At 69.3% G+C, this 20,638-nt stretch carries 20 protein-coding genes; 9 read left to right on the forward strand and 11 right to left on the reverse strand.

The window, feature by feature from the left end:
* Positions 1 to 22: 22 nt before the first annotated feature.
* Complete coding sequence (locus D451_RS0121980) at positions 23 to 877, reverse strand: universal stress protein (RefSeq protein ID WP_234305938.1); 855 nt, start codon at positions 875 to 877, stop codon at positions 23 to 25.
* Between the two features lie 159 nt (positions 878 to 1,036).
* Here D451_RS0121980 and D451_RS0121985 point away from each other — a divergent pair, with 159 nt between their 5' ends.
* Entirely contained in the window at positions 1,037 to 2,047 is a 1,011-nt protein-coding gene (locus D451_RS0121985; protein ID WP_017535992.1) for a zinc-binding alcohol dehydrogenase family protein, read from the forward strand.
* Between the two features lie 3 nt (positions 2,048 to 2,050).
* Entirely contained in the window at positions 2,051 to 2,833 is a 783-nt protein-coding gene (locus D451_RS0121990) for an HAD family hydrolase (RefSeq protein ID WP_017535993.1), read from the forward strand.
* Between the two features lie 14 nt (positions 2,834 to 2,847).
* On the opposite strand, the gene D451_RS0121995 is transcribed toward D451_RS0121990, so the two are convergent.
* The 6 genes from D451_RS0121995 to D451_RS28115 all read right to left on the reverse strand — a co-directional run bounded on the left by D451_RS0121995 (position 2,848) and on the right by D451_RS28115 (position 6,756).
* Positions 2,848 to 3,738, reverse strand: coding sequence for a universal stress protein (locus D451_RS0121995; protein WP_017535994.1), 891 nt, complete (start codon positions 3,736 to 3,738; stop codon positions 2,848 to 2,850).
* A gap of 52 nt (positions 3,739 to 3,790) precedes the next feature.
* Entirely contained in the window at positions 3,791 to 4,462 is a 672-nt protein-coding gene (locus D451_RS0122000; protein WP_017535995.1) for a response regulator transcription factor, read from the reverse strand.
* A gap of 99 nt (positions 4,463 to 4,561) precedes the next feature.
* Positions 4,562 to 5,266, reverse strand: coding sequence for a helix-turn-helix domain-containing protein (locus D451_RS0122005; RefSeq protein WP_017535996.1), 705 nt, complete (start codon positions 5,264 to 5,266; stop codon positions 4,562 to 4,564).
* A 118-nt stretch (positions 5,267 to 5,384) separates the two neighbouring features.
* Positions 5,385 to 6,053 carry a DNA alkylation repair protein gene (locus D451_RS0122010; protein ID WP_017535997.1) on the reverse strand — a complete coding sequence of 223 codons (669 nt, stop codon included), beginning with the start codon at positions 6,051 to 6,053 and terminating at the stop codon, positions 5,385 to 5,387.
* A gap of 98 nt (positions 6,054 to 6,151) precedes the next feature.
* The gene (locus D451_RS28330) at positions 6,152 to 6,319 is read right to left on the reverse strand and encodes a hypothetical protein (protein WP_014912257.1); all 168 of its coding nucleotides are present in this window, start codon (positions 6,317 to 6,319) and stop codon (positions 6,152 to 6,154) included.
* Between the two features lie 266 nt (positions 6,320 to 6,585).
* Positions 6,586 to 6,756: a hypothetical protein gene (locus D451_RS28115; protein WP_017535998.1), complete on the reverse strand. Its 171-nt coding sequence runs from the start codon at positions 6,754 to 6,756 to the stop codon at positions 6,586 to 6,588.
* A 105-nt stretch (positions 6,757 to 6,861) separates the two neighbouring features.
* Between D451_RS28115 and D451_RS0122025 the strand changes: the two genes are divergently transcribed.
* On the forward strand, positions 6,862 to 7,431 hold the full coding sequence (locus tag D451_RS0122025; protein ID WP_017535999.1) for a TetR/AcrR family transcriptional regulator: 570 nt from the start codon (positions 6,862 to 6,864) through the stop codon (positions 7,429 to 7,431).
* Between the two features lie 88 nt (positions 7,432 to 7,519).
* Positions 7,520 to 8,554 carry a medium chain dehydrogenase/reductase family protein gene (locus D451_RS0122030; protein ID WP_017536000.1) on the forward strand — a complete coding sequence of 345 codons (1,035 nt, stop codon included), beginning with the start codon at positions 7,520 to 7,522 and terminating at the stop codon, positions 8,552 to 8,554.
* Positions 8,555 to 8,612: 58 nt separating this feature from the next.
* Here the strand turns inward: D451_RS0122030 and D451_RS0122035 are convergent, their stop codons facing one another.
* Positions 8,613 to 9,008, reverse strand: a complete 396-nt coding sequence (locus D451_RS0122035; protein WP_026125270.1) for a VOC family protein — start codon at positions 9,006 to 9,008, stop codon at positions 8,613 to 8,615.
* Between the two features lie 105 nt (positions 9,009 to 9,113).
* Here D451_RS0122035 and D451_RS0122040 point away from each other — a divergent pair, with 105 nt between their 5' ends.
* From D451_RS0122040 to D451_RS0122055, 4 genes are all read left to right on the forward strand, one after another.
* The gene (locus D451_RS0122040; RefSeq protein WP_017536002.1) at positions 9,114 to 9,806 is read left to right on the forward strand and encodes a haloacid dehalogenase-like hydrolase; all 693 of its coding nucleotides are present in this window, start codon (positions 9,114 to 9,116) and stop codon (positions 9,804 to 9,806) included.
* A 101-nt stretch (positions 9,807 to 9,907) separates the two neighbouring features.
* Positions 9,908 to 12,478 carry a M14 family zinc carboxypeptidase gene (locus D451_RS0122045; RefSeq protein ID WP_017536003.1) on the forward strand — a complete coding sequence of 857 codons (2,571 nt, stop codon included), beginning with the start codon at positions 9,908 to 9,910 and terminating at the stop codon, positions 12,476 to 12,478.
* Positions 12,479 to 12,584: 106 nt separating this feature from the next.
* Positions 12,585 to 13,064: a GNAT family N-acetyltransferase gene (locus D451_RS0122050; protein ID WP_017536004.1), complete on the forward strand. Its 480-nt coding sequence runs from the start codon at positions 12,585 to 12,587 to the stop codon at positions 13,062 to 13,064.
* 113 nt (positions 13,065 to 13,177) lie between these two features.
* Positions 13,178 to 15,661: an SEL1-like repeat protein gene (locus tag D451_RS0122055; RefSeq protein ID WP_017536005.1), complete on the forward strand. Its 2,484-nt coding sequence runs from the start codon at positions 13,178 to 13,180 to the stop codon at positions 15,659 to 15,661.
* A gap of 51 nt (positions 15,662 to 15,712) precedes the next feature.
* Here the strand turns inward: D451_RS0122055 and D451_RS0122060 are convergent, their stop codons facing one another.
* The 3 genes from D451_RS0122060 to D451_RS0122070 all read right to left on the reverse strand — a co-directional run bounded on the left by D451_RS0122060 (position 15,713) and on the right by D451_RS0122070 (position 19,104).
* Positions 15,713 to 16,345: an MBL fold metallo-hydrolase gene (locus D451_RS0122060; protein ID WP_017536006.1), complete on the reverse strand. Its 633-nt coding sequence runs from the start codon at positions 16,343 to 16,345 to the stop codon at positions 15,713 to 15,715.
* A complete protein-coding gene (locus D451_RS0122065; RefSeq protein WP_017536007.1) occupies positions 16,342 to 17,427 on the reverse strand; it encodes an S-(hydroxymethyl)mycothiol dehydrogenase in 1,086 nt (361 codons plus the stop codon). Before D451_RS0122065 ends, D451_RS0122060 begins: the two co-directional genes overlap by 4 nt.
* Positions 17,428 to 17,622: 195 nt before the next feature.
* Positions 17,623 to 19,104, reverse strand: coding sequence for a peptide deformylase (locus D451_RS0122070; protein WP_051067488.1), 1,482 nt, complete (start codon positions 19,102 to 19,104; stop codon positions 17,623 to 17,625).
* A gap of 45 nt (positions 19,105 to 19,149) precedes the next feature.
* On the opposite strand from D451_RS0122070, the gene D451_RS27495 reads away from it, so the two are divergent.
* Entirely contained in the window at positions 19,150 to 20,634 is a 1,485-nt protein-coding gene (locus D451_RS27495) for a hypothetical protein (protein WP_206539091.1), read from the forward strand.
* Positions 20,635 to 20,638: the final 4 nt, after the last annotated feature.

Here is a 20,638-nt window from a genome sequence, read left to right on the forward strand (position 1 = left end):
GGGAACCGGGACGCCGTGTCCCTCAGACGTCGGGGTGGTGGACCACCATGACGGGGATGTCGGAGTGGTACAGGACCCCGCGGGCCACCCCGCCCAAGGGCAAGGGGGAGAACCCCTGCGCGCCTCGTGCCCCGACCACGATCAGACGGACACGGGGCACCCCCGTGAGCAGGGCGCGCGCCGGCGGATCGCGGACGACCTCGTGGACGATGTCGGCGTTCGGGTGCCGCTTCAGTACCGGCCTCAGCGCCTTGTCCAGATCCGCCCGCCGCCACCTTCGCAGCTGCTCCTCCTCCGGGGAGCCGATCGGCACCATCGCCTCCGGAGCGGACCAGGCCCAGAGGGCGTGGACACGACCGCCGCTCGCCGCGGTGAACTCCAGGGCCGCCTCCACCGAGACCTCGGCCCCGGGCGAGCCGTCCACGCCCACCACGACGTCGCGCGCGTCCGTCTCCGTCGGCACGTGCGGCACCACGACCACCGGGACCCGGGAGTGGGCCGCCACCTGGTCGGCCACGGTGCCCAACCGGGTCCCGTGGAGGAGACCGGTACCGTACGAACCGATCACGACCAACGTCGCGGACTCGGAGCGGAGTATCAGCTCCCGCGCGGGCGAGGGCCCCTCGACCACCTCTCCGACGGCGTCGACCACCGGCGCGACCTCCGCCATGCGCGCGATCGTGGTGGTCACGGCCCGCTCCGCCTCGCGTTCGGCGAGGTCCTTGGGACGCACCAGCCGGCGGTGGAACGCGTTCGCGTCGTAGACGCCGACGACGGTGACCCCGACACCGCGATCCTCCGCCTCCAGAGCGGCCCACTCGGCCGCGGACAAGGCCACCTTCGACCCGTCGGTCCCGACGAGGATGTGTTCGCTCATGGGAACCCCCTCGATCCGCGCTCCCTTCACCTTCGAGTGTCGTCCCGAGGGAGGCGAGGCCGCCACGGCCCAATGTCCGGGGCGGGCGGGGACAAGGCCCCGACCGGCCGGGACGGTGGGTCCCTGGGAGGCGGACGCCCGAGGTGGTGGGATCGGTGTATGGAACCGACGATGGACGCCTGGGCGGTCACCCGCCCCGGGCCGATCGAGACCGGCCCCCTGGAGCGGGTGGTCCGGCCGGTTCCCCGGCCGCGGGGACACGAAGTGGAGATCGAGGTCCTGGCCTGCGCGGTGTGCCGCACCGACCTGCACCTGGCCGAGGGGGACCTGGCGCCCCGCCGTCCGGGCACCGTGCCCGGCCACGAGGTGGTGGGCCGGGTCGTCTCCCAAGGCCCGGACGCGGAGCTGTACGCGCCGGGGGACCGGGTGGGCGTGGCCTGGCTCGTCTCCACCTGCGGGGTCTGCGCCTACTGTCGGCGCGGCGACGAGAACCTGTGCCCGTACTCCACCTACACCGGCTGGGACCGCGACGGCGGGTTCGCCCGCCGGCTGACCGCCGACGAACGCTACGTGCACCCGCTCCCCGAGACCCTGCCGGTGACGACGACGGCGCCGCTGCTGTGCGCCGGCGTCATCGGATACCGGGCCCTCCAACGCGCCGAACCACCGGAGCGGGGCGTGCTCGGCCTCTACGGGTTCGGTGCCTCGGCCCACCTGGCCGCCCAGGTCGCACTCGCCCGAGGCGCGACCGTCCACGTGATGACGCGTTCCCGAGAGGCGCGGGAACCGGCCCTGGAACTGGGCTGCCACTCGGCGACCGGGGCCTACGATCCACCGCCCGAGCCGCTCTCCTCCGCCATCCTCTTCGCGCCCGTCGGGGATCTGGTCCCCACGGCTCTCAGGGCCCTGGACCGCGGCGGGACGCTCGCTGTGGCGGGCATCCACTTGACCGACATCCCCTCCCTGGACTACCGGAAGGACCTCTTCCAAGAGCGTTCGCTGCGCAGCGTGACGGCCAATACCCGAAAGGACGCGCGCGCGTTCCTCGACTTCGTCGCCGAACACCCGTTGACCGTGACGGTGACCCCGTATCCGTTCGACGCCGCGGACCGTGCCCTGGCCGACCTGGCGGCGGACAGGGTACGGGGCGCGGCCGTCCTGCTCCCCTGACCGATGGTGTCCGAGACGACCGGGGGAGTGGCCCGCGACCGGGTACGGGCGGCGGTCCTCGACACCGACGGGGTCGTCACCGACACGGCCTCCGTGCACGCGGCCGCCTGGAAGTACGCGTTCGACGACCTTTCGCGCCGGCTCTCCCGCACCGAGGGTGCCCGTTTCCGCCCCTTCGACCCGCGTGAGGACTACCTGCGCCATGTGGACGGCCGGCCGCGTGAGGACGGCGTACGCGCGTTCCTCGCCTCACGAGGGATCCGCCTGCCGGAGGGACCGGTGCCGGGAGATCCGGAGGCGATGACGGTGGCGTGGATCGCCGACCGCAAGGACCGCCGCTTCCTGGACCTCGTGCGCCGAGACGGGGTGCGGGCCTTTCCCGGAACCGTGTCGTTCGTGCGCGCGCTGCGTTCGGCCGGGGCGCCGGTGGCCGTGGTCTCGGCGAGCCGTCACTGCGCCATGGTGCTGCGCGCCGCCGGTGTGGACGACCTCTTCGACGTCCGGGTGGACGGTCGGGACGCGGCCCGTCTCGGACTCCCCGGGAAACCCGACCCGGCGCTGTTCCTGGAGGCGGCTCGGCGCCTGGACACGAACCCGACCGAGACCGCCGTGGTCGAGGACGCCCTGGTCGGGGTGGAGGCGGGAGGACGCGGAGGCTTCGGTCTGGTGATCGGGGTGGACCGCGTCGGTACCGGCGCGCGGATGCGCGAACGCGGAGCCCACGTCGTGGTGTCCGACCTGTCAGAACTCCTCCCCTGGCCGGGGGCGGCGGGCGCGGTCCCCTGACGTGGGCCCGCGCCTCAACGTCGCTCGGCGCGTACCACCGCGACCGGACGAGGGGAGTGGGACAGGACGCTTCGGCTCACCGAGCCCAGCAGGGTACCGACCAGGCCCCCTCTGCCGCGGGAGCCCACCACCGTCAGGTCGCACCCTTCGGCCAGGGAGCGCAGCACCCCGGCCGCGTCCCCCACCTCGACGATCTCCTCGACCCGTACGTCCGGCCGGAGTTCGCGTTCACCCGCGATCGACTCCGACAGCAGGCGGTGCGATTCGGCCACCGAGGCCGCCACCAGAGCGTCGTCGCCGGGAAGCTCGAACCCCTCGGAGACGGGGACGTCCCCCTCCGGCGTACCGAGGTCCTCTCGTGGGACCCCTCCGCTCGCCGACACCACGAGCAGATCGGCTCCCCGGGCCTCGGCCTCGGCGAACGCCCACTCGGCGGCGCTCCGGGCGCTCTCCGACCCGTCGACCCCGACCATGACGCGGCCGGTGCGAGGGGCCGGCCCGGTCTCGGGGACCACCACGACGGGGCAGGACGAGGAGGCCGTCAACGCCAGGGTGGTGGCCCCCGGCGCCATCTCGCCCGTCGCCGACATGCGACGTGCCCCCAGGACCAGCGCGCGGGCCGAACGGCTCTCCCGAGAGAGGACCGGTTCGCGGTCCCTGGTGAGGCTCACCGCCTCCACCGGGAGATCCGGGGCGCGCTCCGACGCCCGACGACGGGCCTCCTCCACGACGCGGGGCCCGACCCCGTCCGGGGCCGGCCGGTGGGTCGGTGGGCCCGAGGCGTGGACGAGGCGCAGGTCGAGGCCTCGGCGCCGTGCCTCGTCGGCGGCCCAATCGAGGGCCCGATCGCTCGCGGGCGATCCGTCGACCGCGGCCACGACGGGTCCGCGGGTGTTTCCGATCATGGTCTCCCCCTCCCCGGGAGCGTGTCCGTCGTCCCTCCTTCGAGAGGCCGCCTCAGTCGGACCCTCCCCGTTCGGAACGGGCTCTGAGCCGGGCGGCGTGCGCCGCCGCCTGGGAGCGGCGCCGCATACCCAGCTTGGACAACACGCTGGAGACGTGGTTCTTCACCGTCTTCTCCGCGAGGAAGATCCGCTCGCCGATCTGCCGGTTGGTCAGCCCCTCTCCGATCAGCTCGAAGACGAGCCGCTCCTTGTCGGAGAACCCCGGCAGCGGGTCCTCGGTCTCGGAACCCTCTCGCAGCCGCCGCAGGATGCGCGCGGTGCTGTGCGGATCCAGTAACGACTCCCCGGACGCCACCGTGCGGATCGCGCCGACCAGGTCGGAGCCGTGGATCTGTTTGAGCACGTAGCCCGCCGCGCCCGCCATGACGGAGGCGTAGAGGGCCTCGTCGTCGGAGTAGGACGTCAACATCAGACAGACGGGTGCGTCGGGGTGGCTCTGTAACTCCCTACAGACCTCCACCCCGTTACCGTCGGGGAGGCGGACGTCGAGCACCGCCACGTCGGGGCGTGCGGCCGGTATACGGCCGAGGGCCTCGGACGCGGTGGCCGCCTCGCCGACCACCTCGATGTCCTCCTCGTCCTGGAGCAGGGCCATGATCCCCTGCCGCACCACGTCGTGGTCGTCGAGCAGGAAGACACGGGTCGCCCCGTTCTCCTTCGACATCGGCCGTCATCCCCTCCCAGGACGAGAGCGCTCCGCGACGACCTCCGCCCCCGGAACGTCGCACGGTGTTCATACCCGGCAGGGCGCCGTCGGTATCCGTCACCGTTCGGGCGGACCGACCTCGCGCGCGTGGGGTACACGGCCGCTCACCTCACGGCCGCCGATCTCCTCGGGAACGACACGGACGAAGAGGTCGCGCTCCCCTCCGGCCCAGGGTCGGACCGGGGCATGGGCGCGGAGCTCCTCCTCCAGGGCCCGGTCGGTGACGGCCTCGGCCCTGCCCCGGACCAGGACGCTCCACCCCTGGCTCATCGCGTCATCGACCCGGTCGACCTCGAAGGCGATGTCCTGGGGGAGCCGCTCGCCGATCACCCCGTCATCCTTGGTCCGGAACACGATGGCCCCCTCGTGGAAGAGGTAGTTCACCGGAAGGATGACGGGCGCGGACTCTCCGGTCACCAGGCCGACCCGCCCCACGCCGCCCGGTTCGATCAGTTCCAGGCACCTGCGGGACGAGAGCACCGTCGTTCGGGGGAGGGGGACCTCCGTGGCCATCGCGCCCGGAGGCAGATCGGTGTCCGTCCCCAGCAGATGGTCCTGGGTGGTGTTCAGCGCCTCGGCCAGACGGTACAGCGCCGGTCTGGTCATCCTGGGGGTGTGCTCCTCCAGGTAGGCCACGTAGCCGGGGTCCATGTCGGCCCGCTCCGCGACCTGCTCCCTCGTCAGGCCGAGTTCCCTTCGACGAGCGGCGGCCCGGTGCCCGAGGTCGCCCCCATCGGGGATCGCGGCTCCTTGATGTCCCATCGAGCGGCTCCTCGGTGACGGCGAGTGCTCACGGAATCCCTCCACCCTCACTCTTGCCGCTCCCCATGACCGAGGATCGGACCTTCGGTCCCGGGTACAGGACCGAAGGTCCCGGAGTTCAGGCCTTCTCGCGGCGGCGGACGATCTCGGAGATCCAGATCGGCGCGAACGGGGAGGTGCAGTTCGGGGGTGTCGGATAGTCCTTGAGCACCTCCAGCCGCTCGCCGATCTCCATCGCCCGGGCGCGGTGCTCGGGGTGGTGGATCCCGATCCGGGCCAGGCAGTGGTTCATCTCCCACTGGAGACGGTCCGGAGCGTCCTTCATCCGCGTCTCGATCACGTCCAACAGCCCCGGAAGGTCGAGGCCCTCGGGCGAACGGTCCACCCGTTCGGCGGTCAACGCCCATCCGGCGCTCGCCACCACCGGGTCAGGGTCGGCGAGCCAGGCCCGGCGCAGCTCCTCGGCGTGCGGTCCCTTCGCGACCACGTAGCCGACGAGCCAGGCGTGCGTCTTGGGCGCCCGCGCCTCGCGCAGCATGGCGTCCAGGTCCGCGGCCTCGAACCCCCGGGGGCGACAGATCAGGAGCGACAGGAGCCGCGCCGCCGTATCGCCGCCGGCCCAGAGTTCGCGCGCCAGGTCCTGCCGTTTCCCGACCCTCTTGGCGATCTCACGCAGCCGGGACAGCTTCACCCCGTGGTCGTCGCCGCGCCTCTCGTTCACCCGACGCGTCTTCGGGTCCTCCAGCGCGGCCAGTTCGGCCCTGAGCCCCTCGACCGTCTCGGCCATCTCCGCCCCTGTGCCTCGTCCACCGATCCGGCCGCCCACTGTACGCGTGACCTCCGACGATTCACGTCACCGTCCGGGGCCGTGACGACCCTCGGCCCTCAGTGGTCGGGGGAGGGGTCCGGCGTCGATCCGTTCGGCTCTCCCCGGCCGTTCCGGGCGAGGGTGGCCAGGCTGCCGCCCCAGAGCAGGAAGAGGGCGACCATGCCCCAGCGGGAGGCGGGCGGGTTCTCGGTGATGGTGTAGGTCTCGCCTCGGGATTCGATCACCCAGACGCAGGTACGGCCGGGTGGGCTCCCGGGAGTGTTTTTGTGGATGCTTTCGCCGGGCATCGGCGGAGCCGATCCGTGGCGAGCGGCCGCCGGGCGATCTCTCGCCAGACGACGAGCGAGGGGCAGCCCGGGTTTGGCTGTCCGAGCGATGTCGGCGCCGCGAGAGGAAGCCCGGCCCCGTGTGAAGCACCGCGCGCGTCAGCGCGACCGTTGAGGGTGGTGGTGGGTGACGGCGTGGGAGGAATGATCCACAAAAGCACGACCTAGTTCCAGGTGCCGGTGCCCTGGACGGAGGAGTCGCCGGTCAGGGGACAGCCCGAGGCGTCGCTCGCGTACCACTCGACCGCGAGAAGGGCGCTCCACAGGAGAACGGAGAGTATCCAGATCCCGGCCCGGACGTGGAGCGGGGAGACCCTCTTCGAAGCGTTCGTCATACACGCTTCCTACCTGCGAGGACATCGATCGAAACGGGGTCGTGGGCCGGTGTGGGAGGGGTGCTCGGCTTGACTTCTCCGGTTTGTGAGTGTGTACTCACAAACATGAGTAGGGAAGAGAGCACGCGGTCCACCGCCGAAGCCCGTCGCGCCGTCATCCTGAACGAGGCGCTGCACGTCTTCGCCCGTTCCGGCTACCACGCGACCCCCGTGACGGAGGTCGCCGAGGCGGCGGGCATCTCGCAGGCCTACGTCCTGCGCCTGTTCGGTACCAAGCTGGGCCTGTTCACGGCGACCCTGGAGCGGTGCTTCGAACGCGTGGAGGAGGCCCTTCGCGAGGGTGCGCTCGGTGCGGACGGGGCCCCGGCGCCCCAGGTGCTGGAGGCGATGGGCGACGCCTACGCCGAACTCATCGCCGACCGCGACCTGCTCATGATCCAGGTCCACGCCCAGAGCGCCTCCGCCGTCCCCGAGGTCCGCGAGGCCCTGCGGCGCGGCTACGCCGACGTGGTCACCCTCGCCCACGCGCTCTCGGGGGGCGATCGCGACCAGGTTCAGCGCTTCATGGCGATGGGGCTGCTCTGCCACCTGGTCACCGCGTTGGACCTGGAGGAGGTCGACGCCCCCTGGACGCGCACGCTCACCAAGGGGATGACCCACGCCCCTCGGGGGTAGTCGGTCCCGGAGTTCGACCCGCGCCGTTCGCGGCGCTTTTCTCGGCCCATTTTTGTAAGTGATCACTCACAAACATAGGAGTCTCGACATGACCGAGCGGCACACCCTGGAGATCGTCCTGCCCGACGAGGTGGAACCGGAGGGCCTGCTGACCCGTCGCCGCCCCATCGGCCCGCCCGGCCCGGGGGAGGTCCTGGTCCGGACCGAGGCCACGGGCGTCTCCTTCGCCGAACAGCAGATGCGTCGGGGCAAGTACTTCGACCAGCCGCCCTTCCCCTTCGTACCGGGATACGACCTGGTGGGAACGGTGGAGGAGGTCGGCCCCGACACGGACGCGGCACTGGTGGGACGGCGCGTGGCCGCGATCACCAAGATCGGGGCCTGGGCCGAGCGGGTCGTCCTGCCGGCGGCCGACCTGGTCCCGGTGCCCGCCGGGCTCGACCCGGCCGAGGCGGAGGCCGTCGTGGTCAACGGGGTCACCGCCCTGCGCATGCTGCGCGGTGCGGGCCCGGTCGGCGCGGGGGACACGGTCCTGGTACTGGGCGCCAACGGCGGCGTCGGTACCCTGCTCGTCCAGATGGCACGACGGGCCGGGGCCGAGGTCGTCGGCACCGCGTCGGCCCGCCACCTGGAGGCCGTCCGTGAGATGGGCGCGATCCCCGTCGACCGCCGTTCCCCCGATCTACGCGCCGCGATCCGCGCGGCGGCCCCGAACGGGGTGCGCGCGGCCTTCGATCACGTGGGCGGGCCGGGCATCGTCGACACCTTCTCCCACGTGGTGCGCGGGGGCGCCCTGGTCTCCTACGGCACGGCGGCCACGCGCGACGTTCCGGGGAACCCGATGCTCCCCGTGCTGCTCCTGTTCGCCCGACTGGGCTGGTGGAACGCCCTGCCCGACGGGCGGCGCGCGTACTTCTTCAACCTCTGGAAGGGGCACCGGAACCGGGAACGTCACCGGCGCGAACTCGCCCGTGACCTGGGCGAGGTGTTCGATCTGCTGGGCCACGGGGACATCAGCCCCACGATCGCGGCCCGGATGCCCCTGGGCGAGGCCGGGGCGGCGATGGCCCTGGCCGAGTCGGGGACCGTCGTCGGCAAGGTCGTGCTCGTACCCGAAGGGTGAGTGTCACGAGGCCGTGGGGGCGGAACGGGTGCGGTCGTGAACCGCACCCGGGCGACGGTCAGAACTCGCGCTGGTCCTTGCGCAGCGGATGGTCGGCGGGGACCTCCACCAGGACGATGCGCACCCCGTCCGGATCGGCGATCCAGGCCTCCACCAGGCCCCAGAACTCCTTCTGCGGCGGCCGGATACCGCGTCCGCCCAGCGCGGTGACGCGGGCGTATTCGGCGCGGGCGTCGCGCACCTGCAACCACAGGGCGGTCGAGGGCGTCCCGGAGGGCTCCTCGGAGTGGCCGGAGACCTCCAAAAGCCCGTTGCCGAGGAAGAACACGGTGCCGGGGGCGTCCGGCGGACCGAACTCACGGTGGACGGCGAGCCCGAGGACGTCACGGTAGAAGGAACGGCTGCGCACCGGATCGCGCGGGTGTATCAGGACACGGCTACTGAGAACATCCATGTCCGACATCCTGCACTCTCTCGGGCCCGACGGCACACTCGGCGCCCCGTTCGACCCTCCCCCGGAAGGCGCCGACTACGCTCTCGGGGACCGAAGGGATCCTACGTGAACCGAGCGCTGTTCGACCTCGACGACACCCTGATCGACCACGACTCGTTCACGAGATTCACGTTCTCCCTGTTCAAGCGCTCGCCTCTGCGCATGATCGGCGCCGTCCTGACCGTGCCGGCGCTCCTCGTCCTGCTCTCCCGGGGCTCGTGGCGGGTCCACGCCGGCTCGATCCTGCTGTGGCTGGGAACGGTCGGTGTGGCCGACTCCGGCCTGGAACGGCTCGTCCGAGAGCACGTGGCCGCCCTCGGTGTGGGGGAGCGGATCAGACCGGACGCGGGGCGGGCCGTGGCCGCGCATCTGGACGCGGGCGAGGAGGTCGTGGTCGTGACCGGCTGCGCCGAACGTCTGGCCGTCCCCCTCTGCCGGGAGATCGACCCCCGGATCCGCGTGGTCGGCTCCACCCTTCGGCGTCGAGCCGGAGGGTGGGTCGCCCTGCGGCACTGTCGTGGGCGGGGCAAGGTCGAGATGCTCGTCGAGGCCGGACTCGCCGAGGACGTCGTGGCGGCCTACGGGGACGGTCTCTCCGACGTTCCGATGCTGGACCTGGCCCGTACCGCCGTCCTGGTCGGTCTTTCCGAGAGCGTCGAGAGGAAGGCGCGGGCACGGCTCGTGGGCCCCGATCGGGTGCTGTCGGTCCGTTGGCCCGCTCGCGGGGAACCGTCGCGGGGCCGAGGCGACCCCGTCTGAGCGGGCCCTTCGAGCGACGGAAGAAGGGTGTGTCGCGCGGCCGTCTTGTCCAGAAAGGCCCGGGAGGGTAGGAACGACGGAGACCACAGGAGGAGACCCCCGTGCCACCATCCCCCGCCTCCGGGCCGGCCGCCGGTCGCGCCCGCCGCTCCATCGCCCTGGTCGGAACCCTCACGGCGCTGGTCATGGCCGGGGCGACGGCCCTGCCCTCGCCCTCCCTCGCCGAGCCGAGGGAGGAGGCCAACGGCCCCGAACGCAACGAGACGGCGGCCGGACCCGAGGCCCTGTCCATGACGGCCGCCACGGCCGCGGCCTCCGCGACGGGCGTCGATCCGTCCGCCGCCTACCCGCGCCGGACCGAGCTGCCGGTTTCCCCCGAGAACCCCGACGACCGTTCGATCAGGCTGGGTCTGACCGCCTACCACGACATCGCGCCCGCCCTCAACGATCTTCAGGAGACCTCCGACCGGGTCAGTGTGGAGATCGTCGGCGAGTCCGTCGAGGGACGCGACCTCTACCTGGTCACCCTCACCGCGCCGGAGACGCGCGCCGAGGCCGGACACCAGCGGCGCATGCGCGAGCTCATCGAGGAGGATCCCGAACGGGCCGCGCGGGACAGCACGCTGCCCGAGCGCTACAAGACCCCCGTGCACGTCAACGCCAACATCCACGGCGACGAGTGGGAGGGCACCGACGCCTCGCTGCGGATCATCGAGGAGCTGGCGACCGCCGAGGACGAGTGGACCGAGGAACTGCTGGGCTCCTCGCGGCTGTACTTCACCGTGACCGCCAACCCCGACGGGCGGGTGGCGGGCACCCGGGTCAACAGCGCCGGGTTCGACCTCAACCGCGACTTCGTCACGGTCTCCCAGCCGGAGACGGCGGCGATCCGTCAGGTCATGATCGACACCCAGCCGCTGGTCATGGTCGACCAGCACGGTTACGTCAACGGCACCCTGATCGAGCCGACCACGCCCCCGCACGGCCAGAACTACGAGTACGACCTGTTCATCGCCAACACCTACGCCAACGGGCTCGCGATGGAACAGGCCGTCCTCGACCTGGGGTACACGGCCGAGGACGACGGGGTTCTGCCCCCGCAGATCCCCTTCCGCGACTGGCAGGACGGCTGGGACGACTGGCCGCCGATCTTCACCCCGATGTACGCCCCCTACCAGGGCGCGGTCGCCTCGGCCACCGTCGAGTTCCCGCTGCGGGTGAACCGGGCCGACTACGACCTGCCCGTGGAGGAGCTGCACCGCCGCACCGCCATCAACACCGACATCTCCGCCGCCACCATCGAGGCCACCCTGGAGTTCGCCTCGGAGCATCGGGAGAAGCTCATCGGCGACCAGATCGAGGTGTTCCGGCGCGGATCGGCCGGTGAGGAACAGGTCGTGCCCCCGGAGGGGTGGGTGCCCGGCTTCGGTCCCGAGGACGTGTACACGACCGACTTCCCCCGCGCCTACGTGATCCCCGCCGGAGAGGAACAGAGGTCGGCCCCGGCCGCCGCGCGCCTGGTGGACACGCTGGTCGCCCACGACGTGCGGGTGAACAGAGCGGAGGAGGCCTTCGAACTCGACGGCACCTCCTACCCCGCGGGCTCCTACCTGGTCGACATGCATCAGTCCAAACGCGGTATGGCCAACGTCCTGTTGGAGGACGGACGGGACATCAGCGACGACGTCGAGGCCATGTACGACATCTCCGGTTGGAGCCACGGACGCCTGTGGGGCGCCACGGTGACGGCCACCGAGTCCACGCCCCCGGACGGAGCGCCGGTCGACATCGCCGCCCCCACCGGTGCGGTCGAGGGGGAGGGGGACTGGGTCCTGCGCCTGGACGACGCCGCCGACGTGGCGGCGCTCCACGACCTCATCGAGGCCGGGGCCGAACCCGCGTGGGCGGACCGGGGCTCGGTGCTGATCTCCGCCGACCACGCCGACGCGGTCGTCGAGGTGGCCGACCGGCGCGGAGCGGTCTTCACCACCGTCGACCGCGAGGCCGAGGGCCCGGTCGTGGGCGGGGTCCGGCTGGCCGCGGCCGCCGCCGCGGACGAGGTCCTCACTCTGGGCGAACTCGGGTTCGACGTGGAGACGGTCTCCACCGCGGTACTCGACGACGGTTTCGACTGGTCCGGGATCGACGTGCTGTACGTGTCCAGCGGCCTGGTCTACGACGACCTCGGTGAACGGGCGCGTGCGGACCTGGACGCCTTCCTCGAACGGGGCGGGGTCGTGGCGCGCGGATCGGCCGGGGCCCGGTTCAACGCCCAGGCCGGTCTGTTGGACGCCACCCGCCGCGAGGGGCGGTCCGACGTCAACGGCGTGGTCCGGGTCGAGGACGGCGACGGCGCGCTCGCCGGGACCGGCGGGTACGGGTTCGTGTACTCGCCCGGCTGGTTCACCGACCTGGGGCCGGAGGTGACCGTGGAGCAGACCTACGCCGACGGGGATCCGCTGGTGGCCGGGCACTGGCGCCCCGACGCCGATGGCGCCGGCGGCCGGGACGAGGCCGCCGGACGGCCCTCCGTGGTCGGTGGGGTCTCCGAACGCGGAGCCGCGGTGGTGCTCTTCGGTACCGAACCGCTCTTCCGTAACCACCCCAAGGGGTCGTTCGGCCAGGTGGCCCAGGCCGTCCACTGGAGCGCGATCTCCGGCGGGAACGCCTGACCCGTCGTCTTCGCGTGTGACCGCCCCGGACCCTTCGGGGCGGTCACACGCGGGCGCCCGAAAAACCCCTGGCCTCCGCCGAAGACGGCGGTCTAGGCTCTGCCGGATGAACCATCCCTCTCTCCACGCCGTGGAGATCTCCCCCGACAACATCGACGCCGCCCTCAAGGTGAAGGTCCGCGAGGACCAGAACACCTTCGTCGCCCCCGTCGACCGCTCGCTCGCCGAGGCCTACGCCTCCCGGAACACCGCCTGGCCCCGCCTGATCATGGACGGCGACCGACCGGTCGGCTTCGTGATGGCCTCCTTCGACCCCGATGAGAAGGACGTCGACTTCCGCTGCGCGATCTGGCGCCTCAACGTCGCCGAGGGGGAGCAGGGCAAGGGGTACGGCCGCTTCGCCGTCGAGATGGTCCTGGCCGAGGCCCGCCGTCGGGGCGACAAGCGGATCACGGTCTCCTGGGTCCCCGGTGAGGGCTCCCCCGAGGGCTTCTACCTGGGGCTGGGCTTTCGCACGACGGGCCGTGTGGACGACGGCGAGATCATCGCCGAACTGTTCCTGGACCAGGAGGCGGCCGAGGCCTGAGCGACCCCGTGACAGCCCGGGACGCTCGGGAGGTATGACTCCGGCCGGGTGGGGAAGGGGGATCGCGGAACGGTCGTGGCCCCTCCTCCTCCCCCGAAAGGAGCCACATCCACATGACGAGAAGACGTCGGCACTTCACCGGCATCGTCCTGGGCATCGTGATCCTCGGAACCCTCATGTCGGGGATCTCCCTCATCCCGGACCCCTCGGGGATCTGGCCCTACGTGATCGCCGGGGCGGCGTTCCTCGTCGCCCTGCTGACCCAACCCCTGAGCGGCCTGTTCCAGGGGTGGGTGGAACGCCGGCGCAAGGCGATCGAGGTCGAACGCAAATCCGAACGGGCCCCCGAACGCGACCGTGTCCGCGACTGGACGGACGGCCGGGAACTCGGGGTGCGCAAGGCGAAACGGTCCGAGGACGGAGAGGACGCGCCGATCCCCGTCTACGTTCCGCGTGCCTTCGACGACGCGCTCGACCGCGCGATCCTGGCGGGCGGACTGGTCGTCCTCGAAGGCGAGTCCGTGTCGGGGAAGACGAGGTCGGCCTATGAGGCGATCCGGCGGACCGTCCCCGGCCGCCGGTTGATCGTCCCCAGCGACGAACGGTCTCTGACGGCCATAGCGGACCTTCCCACCACCCCGAGGAACGCGGTGGTGTGGCTCGACGGGATCGACCGGTACCTCGCCGCCGGGACCCTCAACGAGGGCGTCCTGGATCGACTGTGCCCACCCGACCGCACGGACGTCTGTCTCATCGGGACCCTGGACTCCCGAGTACGGGGCGACCTTCCGAAACAGTCGGAGCCCACCGTCAGCAGGATCCTGGAGGATCGGGCGGAGCACTTCTTCGTCGAGCGCCGCCTGAAGGAGACGGAACTGAGGACGGCGCTCGAACTCGAGGACGATTGGCGGATCTCCCAGGCTCTGGCCGACCGGAACAAGGGCGGATTCGCCGCGGATATCGCGGACTCCCACACGACCCTGCGGCGCTGGCGTTCCGCGGTCCACGGGCACAACCCCCGAGCGGGGGCGATCATCTCGGCGGCGGTGGACGCGCGCAGGCTCGGTTACCGTGCCCCTCTGCCTCGGGGTCTGCTGGAGGATCTGCATCGGCACTACCTCGGACCGAGCGTCCACCACGACCCGGGGGCGTCGACCTTCGACGAGGCGCTCCGTTGGGCCACCGACCCGGCACGCGGGGCCAGCGGCTGTCTGTCCCCGGTGGGGAAGGAGACCTATGAGCCCTTCCACCACCTGGTCTCCCACGCGCTCCAAGAGGAGGAAGGGTCCGAGGTCCCCGACGCGGTGTGGAACCTGATCTCGCATCGGATCCCGGTGGAGTACCTGCCGACCTTCGGCTTCGCCGCCTACGAGACCGACCGATTCACCGTCGCCGGTCACGCCTGGACACGCTTCCTCGAACGTTTCCCGGAGCACCCGGGGGCCAACCTGGGTACGGCGCTCCTCCTTCTGCGGGCCGAGGACCGCTCGGGGGCCCTGCCCTTCCTCCGGCGCGCGGTCGAGGACGAGGACCCCCGCGCCATGGAACGCCTGGGATCGGTGCTGGCCCTGTCCGCGTTGACGGGGGAGGACCCGTCCGGGGCGGACGAGGCCGGCCGCTGGCTCCGTAGGGCCTACGACGGTGGTGAGAGGGGAGGGGCCCACCTCGCCGGGCTCCTGCGCTACCGGGCGGGGGACGAGGACGGCGCGCTGTTCTGGCTCTCCGTGGCGGCCGACGACGGCGATGAGAGGGCGATGTTCCTGCACGCCTGCCTGGAGACCTGGGGGATCGGTGAGGCCCGGCTCCGGCGTCTGTTCGACGAGGTGGCGGTTCCGGAGAGGGAGGTCGACCGGGAGAGGGTCTCCCGGACCGTCGAGGACCTGCCCCACTACAGGGCAGACCGGACACGGGGACGCCCCGCCTTCAGGGAGAGCCTGTGGGGCCGGAAGGCCGCCGCCGGGGAGAACGTGCACGCCAAGTATCTGCTGGGGCGCTCCCTGGAGGCCGGAGGCCGATGGCGGGACGCGCTCACCCAGCACCAGGAGGCGACGGCACGGGGCTCCCTGGCCTCGGCCGGGCGTGTGCCCTCCGTCTACAGGGCGCTGAACCAACGTCGGCGCGCCCGTGCCTGGAAACAGGCCGTCGGGCGTATCTCCACCACGAGCGCGGCGATCGCCGGTGTGGGGGCGATGGCCGAGCGTCTCCTCCGTGAGCAGCAGAAGGACGAATCCAAGGACGAAGGGAAGGGGAACGAGGCCGCCGGCACTACGAGGACGGCCTCGGAGGAACGGTCGTCCGAGACCACGAGCCGTGAAAGCGGGTTCCCGCCGGAGCGGACCTCCTGGACCCCGAAGAGTTCCTCGTACTCCGATGATCAGCCCGGCCGACACAGGGCGTCCTCGTACGGATCCTCATCGTCCTCCGGTGGTTCCTCCTCCGGTTCCTCCTCGTACAGTTCGTCCTACTCCTCCTACTCCTCGTCCTCCGACGACGATGACGACTCCTCCTCGTACGGTTCTTCCTCCTACGGAGGCTCTTCGTCCTCCTCGTCCTCCTACGGAGGCTCTTCGTCCTACGACGACGATGACGATCGCTGACACGAAGGTGCCCCGCGCCGACCTCGACGCGGGGCACCTCCACGACCGATCTCAGTGGCCCCGGTCGATCCACTCCTGGAGATGGGGCGCCTCGGCGCCGATCGTGGTGGGATCTCCGTGCCCGGTGCGCACCACGGTGTCCCCGGGAAGGGTGAGCAACCGGTCCCTGATGGAGGCGATGATGGTCGGGAAGTCCGAGTAGGACCTTCCGGTCGCCCCCGGACCGCCCTGGAACAGGGTGTCCCCGCTGAACAGGGCGCCGAGTTCGGGCGAGTACAGGCACACCGCCCCGGGCGCGTGGCCCGGGGTGTGGATCACCCGCAGCTCGATCCCGGCCACCGTGATGACCTGCCCGTCGGCCAGCGCGCCGTCGGGCACCCGCTCGGGGTTGGTCATGTTCCACAGCACCCGGTCGTCGGGGTGGAGCAGGACCGGACCGTGGACCGCGTCGGACACCTCCAGGGCCGCGTTGACGTGGTCGTTGTGCCCGTGGGTGCACACGATCGCCACGACCCGTCGACCGTTCACCGCGTCGATGATCGCCTGCGCCTCATGAGGGGCGTCGATGACGACGACCTCCTCGTCGTCGCCCACCAGCCAGACGTTGTTGTCCACCTTCCAGGAACCTCCGTCCAGGGAGAAGACCCCGGAGGTGGTCAGGTGTTCCACACGCGCGTTACTCACAGCAGCACCACCGATCGCAGAACCTCGCCTCGTTCCATCCGGCCGAAGGCCTCCTCGACGTCGCCGATCCCGATCGTCTCGGTGACGAACCCGTCCAGGTCCAGCCGGCCCTGGGTGTACAGGTCGATGAGCATCGGGAAGTCGCGTGAGGGCAGACAGTCGCCGTACCAAGAGGATTTCAGGGCGCCGCCCCGGCCGAACACGTCCAGTAGGGGCAGCTCCAGCCGCATCTCCGGGGTGGGAACCCCCACCAGCACCACGGTGCCCGCCAGGTCGCGGGCGTAGAACGCCTGTTCATAGGTCTTCGGTAGGCCGACGGCGTCGATGACCACGTCCGCGCCGAAGCCGTCGGTCAGATCGCGGATCGCCTCGACCGGGTCGGAGACGCGGGCGTCGACGGTGTGGGTGGCGCCGAAGCCGCGCGCCCACTCCAGCTTGCGCTCCTCCAGGTCCACGGCGATGATCCGGTTCGCCCCGGCCAGGCGGGCCCCGGCCACCGCCGCGTTGCCCACGCCGCCACAGCCGATGACGGCCACCGAGTCGCCGCGGGTGACCCCTCCGGTGTTGATGGCGGCGCCGATCCCGGCCATGATCCCGCAGCCGAGCAGGCCCGCCGCCGCGGGCGAGGCGGTCGGGTCGACCTTGGTGCACTGTCCGGCGGCCACGAGGGTCTTCTCGGCGAAGGCGCCGATGCCCAGGGCCGGGGTCAGTTCGGTGCCGTCCTCCAGGGTCATGCTCTGTTCGGCGTTGTGGGTGTCGAAACAGTACTGGGGGCGGCCGCGCCTACAGGCCCGACAGTGGCCGCACACCGCCCGCCAGTTGAGGACGACGTGGTCGCCGGGGACGATCTCGGTGACGTTCGGGCCCACGGATTCGACGATGCCCGCCGCCTCGTGGCCGAGCAGGAACGGGTACTCGTCGTTGATGCCGCCCTCGCGATAGTGCAGGTCGGTGTGGCAGACCCCGCACGCCAGGACCCGGACCACCGCCTCGCCCGGGCCGGGGTCGGGGACGACGATGGTGGTGAGTTCGACCGGCGCGCCCTTGGCGCGTGAGATCACACCCTGGACCTGTTGGGACATGCGAAGTCCTCCCTGACGATCGTGGACGCCGTTCGAGGAGGAACATGCCCCACCCGCCCCCTCCGTACCCCGAACTCTCGCCCCGAGCCTGCCCGCGGAGGTTCTACTCATCGTCGAGCGTTCGGTTTTCGACAAGGGGTCCTGTGGACACCTGATGGTTTTGTGAAGATCATGCTATGTGTCTTTATACGTTCTCTATTTACTCTTGCTCTGTGCCGGGTCAGAGCTGTAACTCCAAGATTTTCCGGTCCCGCGATACTCTTCTACGGGGATGGGAGAGACCCCTTCGGTCATTCGGTTCTTATACGTCAAACCGTGTAGGTGGTCCACCTCGTGCGCGACCAGACGGGCCAAGGCATCCGTGAAAACCGTGATCTTCGTAGATCCGTCTGCTTGTGTGTGTTCGACCTCGATACGGCGTGAGCGAGGGACGAGCCCACGCACATCGAAGAAGCTCAGGCATCCCTCGTATTGGGTGTCGGTCTCATCGGATTCACTGATGATCACAGGGTTGAGCAAGAGCACTACAGCGGCGTCAGGGTCAGGAGGGATCACTATGGCCGCGGCCTGGTCGATACCGATCTGAGGTGCGGCCAGCCCCATGCCTTTCCCGAAATGGTGGTGGTCGCGTACGCGCTGGATGGCTCGGTGCAATTGATCAACGACATCTTCGGCCTGCTTCGCTTGTTCAGGTAGCTGGAAAGGCTTCGCGGTCCGTTCGAGGATCTCCTCCCCCTCTTGTGTGATCCCCGCGGCGCGCATCCGATCCCCAGCAGTATGAAGCGTCGGGCTTGTTTCGGTATCACGCTCGGGACTGTTCCTCCAACGCCACTCCAACCTGTATCGGGCGCCGATCGGAGGGTCGTTCGTGTGCCAGGTGAAGGAGACCTGATCTTCTTCTTCTCGACGCTGTACGGCTGAGCGCAGCGGTACGGTCGCGGTCGTGGTCGAGGTCTCGGTGCCCCAGACCCCGGGTTCCAGAGAGGTGGGGAAGAGAAGCTCCACACTCACAGCACGAGTCGGTAGTCGAATGGCGCGTTGGAACCACTGCCCCCACTGGTCCGACCCCACGACATAGGAGTATTCGAGCAAGGCGGACTGCCCCGGGTAGAGGGGGAACATCGAGTCTTCGTTCTCGAAGCTCAGCCAGATCTCCTTGAAGGAGTCCCGGTCGTGCTTGGCCACCCATGTCATGGGCTCACCATCACAGGTGGCGGTCAGCTCCAAACGTTCCCACGTGAGCGGATGCTTGCGATAGAGCTCGTTCGACAGTTCCGGCCGGCCTGGGTGGCGGTCGACGCTGATACGTATCAGGTAGCGAGTGACGGGTTCGTTGCCACCGTTGACCACACGGCGTCGCATGGACGCGATGTAAGTGCCTTCGTGGTAGCGCAGTTCGGCATGGTCAAGGTCGACGAACAAATCCCCGTTTCCGGCGGGAGCGGGTCGTGTTTCGGATGTTTTCTGCCAGGATCGCCAGAGCTCCCCAGAGCTGGTCAGCTTCTGTTCGGCCAGCCGTGCGAACTCTTCACTGGCCGGGTAACGTCCGGATTCCACGTGGCTGATGTAGGAAGGATCGAAGCCCATCGCCTCCGCGAGGGCTTTCTTCGTCAGGCGGCGCAGCTTGCGCCAGCGAGTGAGTGCTGTCCGGAAGTCGGTAGGGGGAGAGGGAGCCATACGGCTGATTATCGCCCACATGAAGCGTGATCGTGTGAGTGAATCGTGACTGAACCTGTCTCATCATGGCTTCATCTGGACGTCATCGGTTCTCCTGGGAGCAGTGCCACCACCGGCAGAGAGGGTGGTGCCTTGAACAGGAGGCGCTCATTGTCCTCGTTCGCTATCGAACACAAGTCCTGTCCTGAGTATCTCGATATCGCAGCGAACACCCATGGTGAAGAAAAAGGTTTCTTTGTGCTGAGGGCGCTGGAGCAGACTCGTGCTCGGCGCCCCCATGTGGTGGAGATAGGTCCTGGCGGAGGGGCCGCGGTGAAGTTTCTGGCCTCCAGCCTGAGCGAAGAACATCGCGGAATCGCTCCAGTGGATCTGACTCTGGTCGAGGTTCCCGGAGTCGCATCGAGTTCCTTGTCCCGGGCCATGTCCGAGTTCAACGAGGTCGGTAACTGCGAACTCGCTCATGGTTTTGCTCAAGATCTGAACAAGCTTCTGCCGCGTCGGGCCGACGTGGTCAGTGCTTCGGCCCTAGTGCATGAGATCTACTCTTACGGTGGTGGTTACAGTGGGCTTCAATCACTTATACGCGTGCTCGGATCAGTGATCGTCCCCTACGGATACTTCGTCTATAGGGATGTGTACTCCGTACAGGGCAGAAATTTGCATGATCGAGTTATGCACACTTGCGATGCGCCCTCTTGGTTGCGATTCATTCGAATGTTCACTCCGAACTATCTGGAGCGTGGGAGGCATCCTTACCACAATATTCATGACCAGGTGATGGTTCGCCAGAACTCGTGTCAGGTGGACATGGCGGACTTGCAGGTGGGGACATGTGCTGTGATCAGTGCTCCTGTCGGTTTATTCCGCGAGATACAGCGTCATTACATCACTTTCCGTGACCACGTTTGGCGCTCTGGGGCTCTGGGCTTCACTCCAGTGCTGGATGGTGAACTATCGATGAAGTGGTTGGACATGCGTGCCGGACACAAGTTGGTGCACTATGTCCTCGCCAGTACAGAATGGTTGCCCAAGAAGTTTCAGGGCATGATGGATGCTCTCAGTGAGTCAAATTCCGAATATCGGACTGTCGATGGCGATGTTTTTGATACATGTACGGACCTGGCGCTGAACTCCTTCCTTGCCGCTGTGGAGGAGGGGGACGATGAATGCTCTCGAGTGTGGGAGGAGTGGAGTGCTCGAGAGGGGCGTGAAACTTATGCCTATCTGACGGTCGACGAGTTGCTCACTGAGTTTGCGGTCCATTCGACTCGATCGTCTTCTACTCGTCCGACTATTCTTATTCCTTCTGGGGGTGAAGATATAGTGGTCAGGCAGCGCCATTACTATAATCGGTACTTGACAAGAAAGCTTTCTAATCCCCTGTGGGACGCTAAGCAGCTTGTTCTATTTCGTAACATTCCGGTTTCGGATTCTCTGGCGCTCTCCGAAGCCCTGGCCTGCACTAGAGAATCATTCAGCAACCACAATCTTGCCCGCGTGTACGCGGCTCTCGCCCACGAAGGGGGATGAACGT

The organism is Nocardiopsis alba DSM 43377, assembly GCF_000341225.1.
Taxonomy (GTDB): Bacteria; Actinomycetota; Actinomycetes; order Streptosporangiales; family Streptosporangiaceae; genus Nocardiopsis; species Nocardiopsis alba.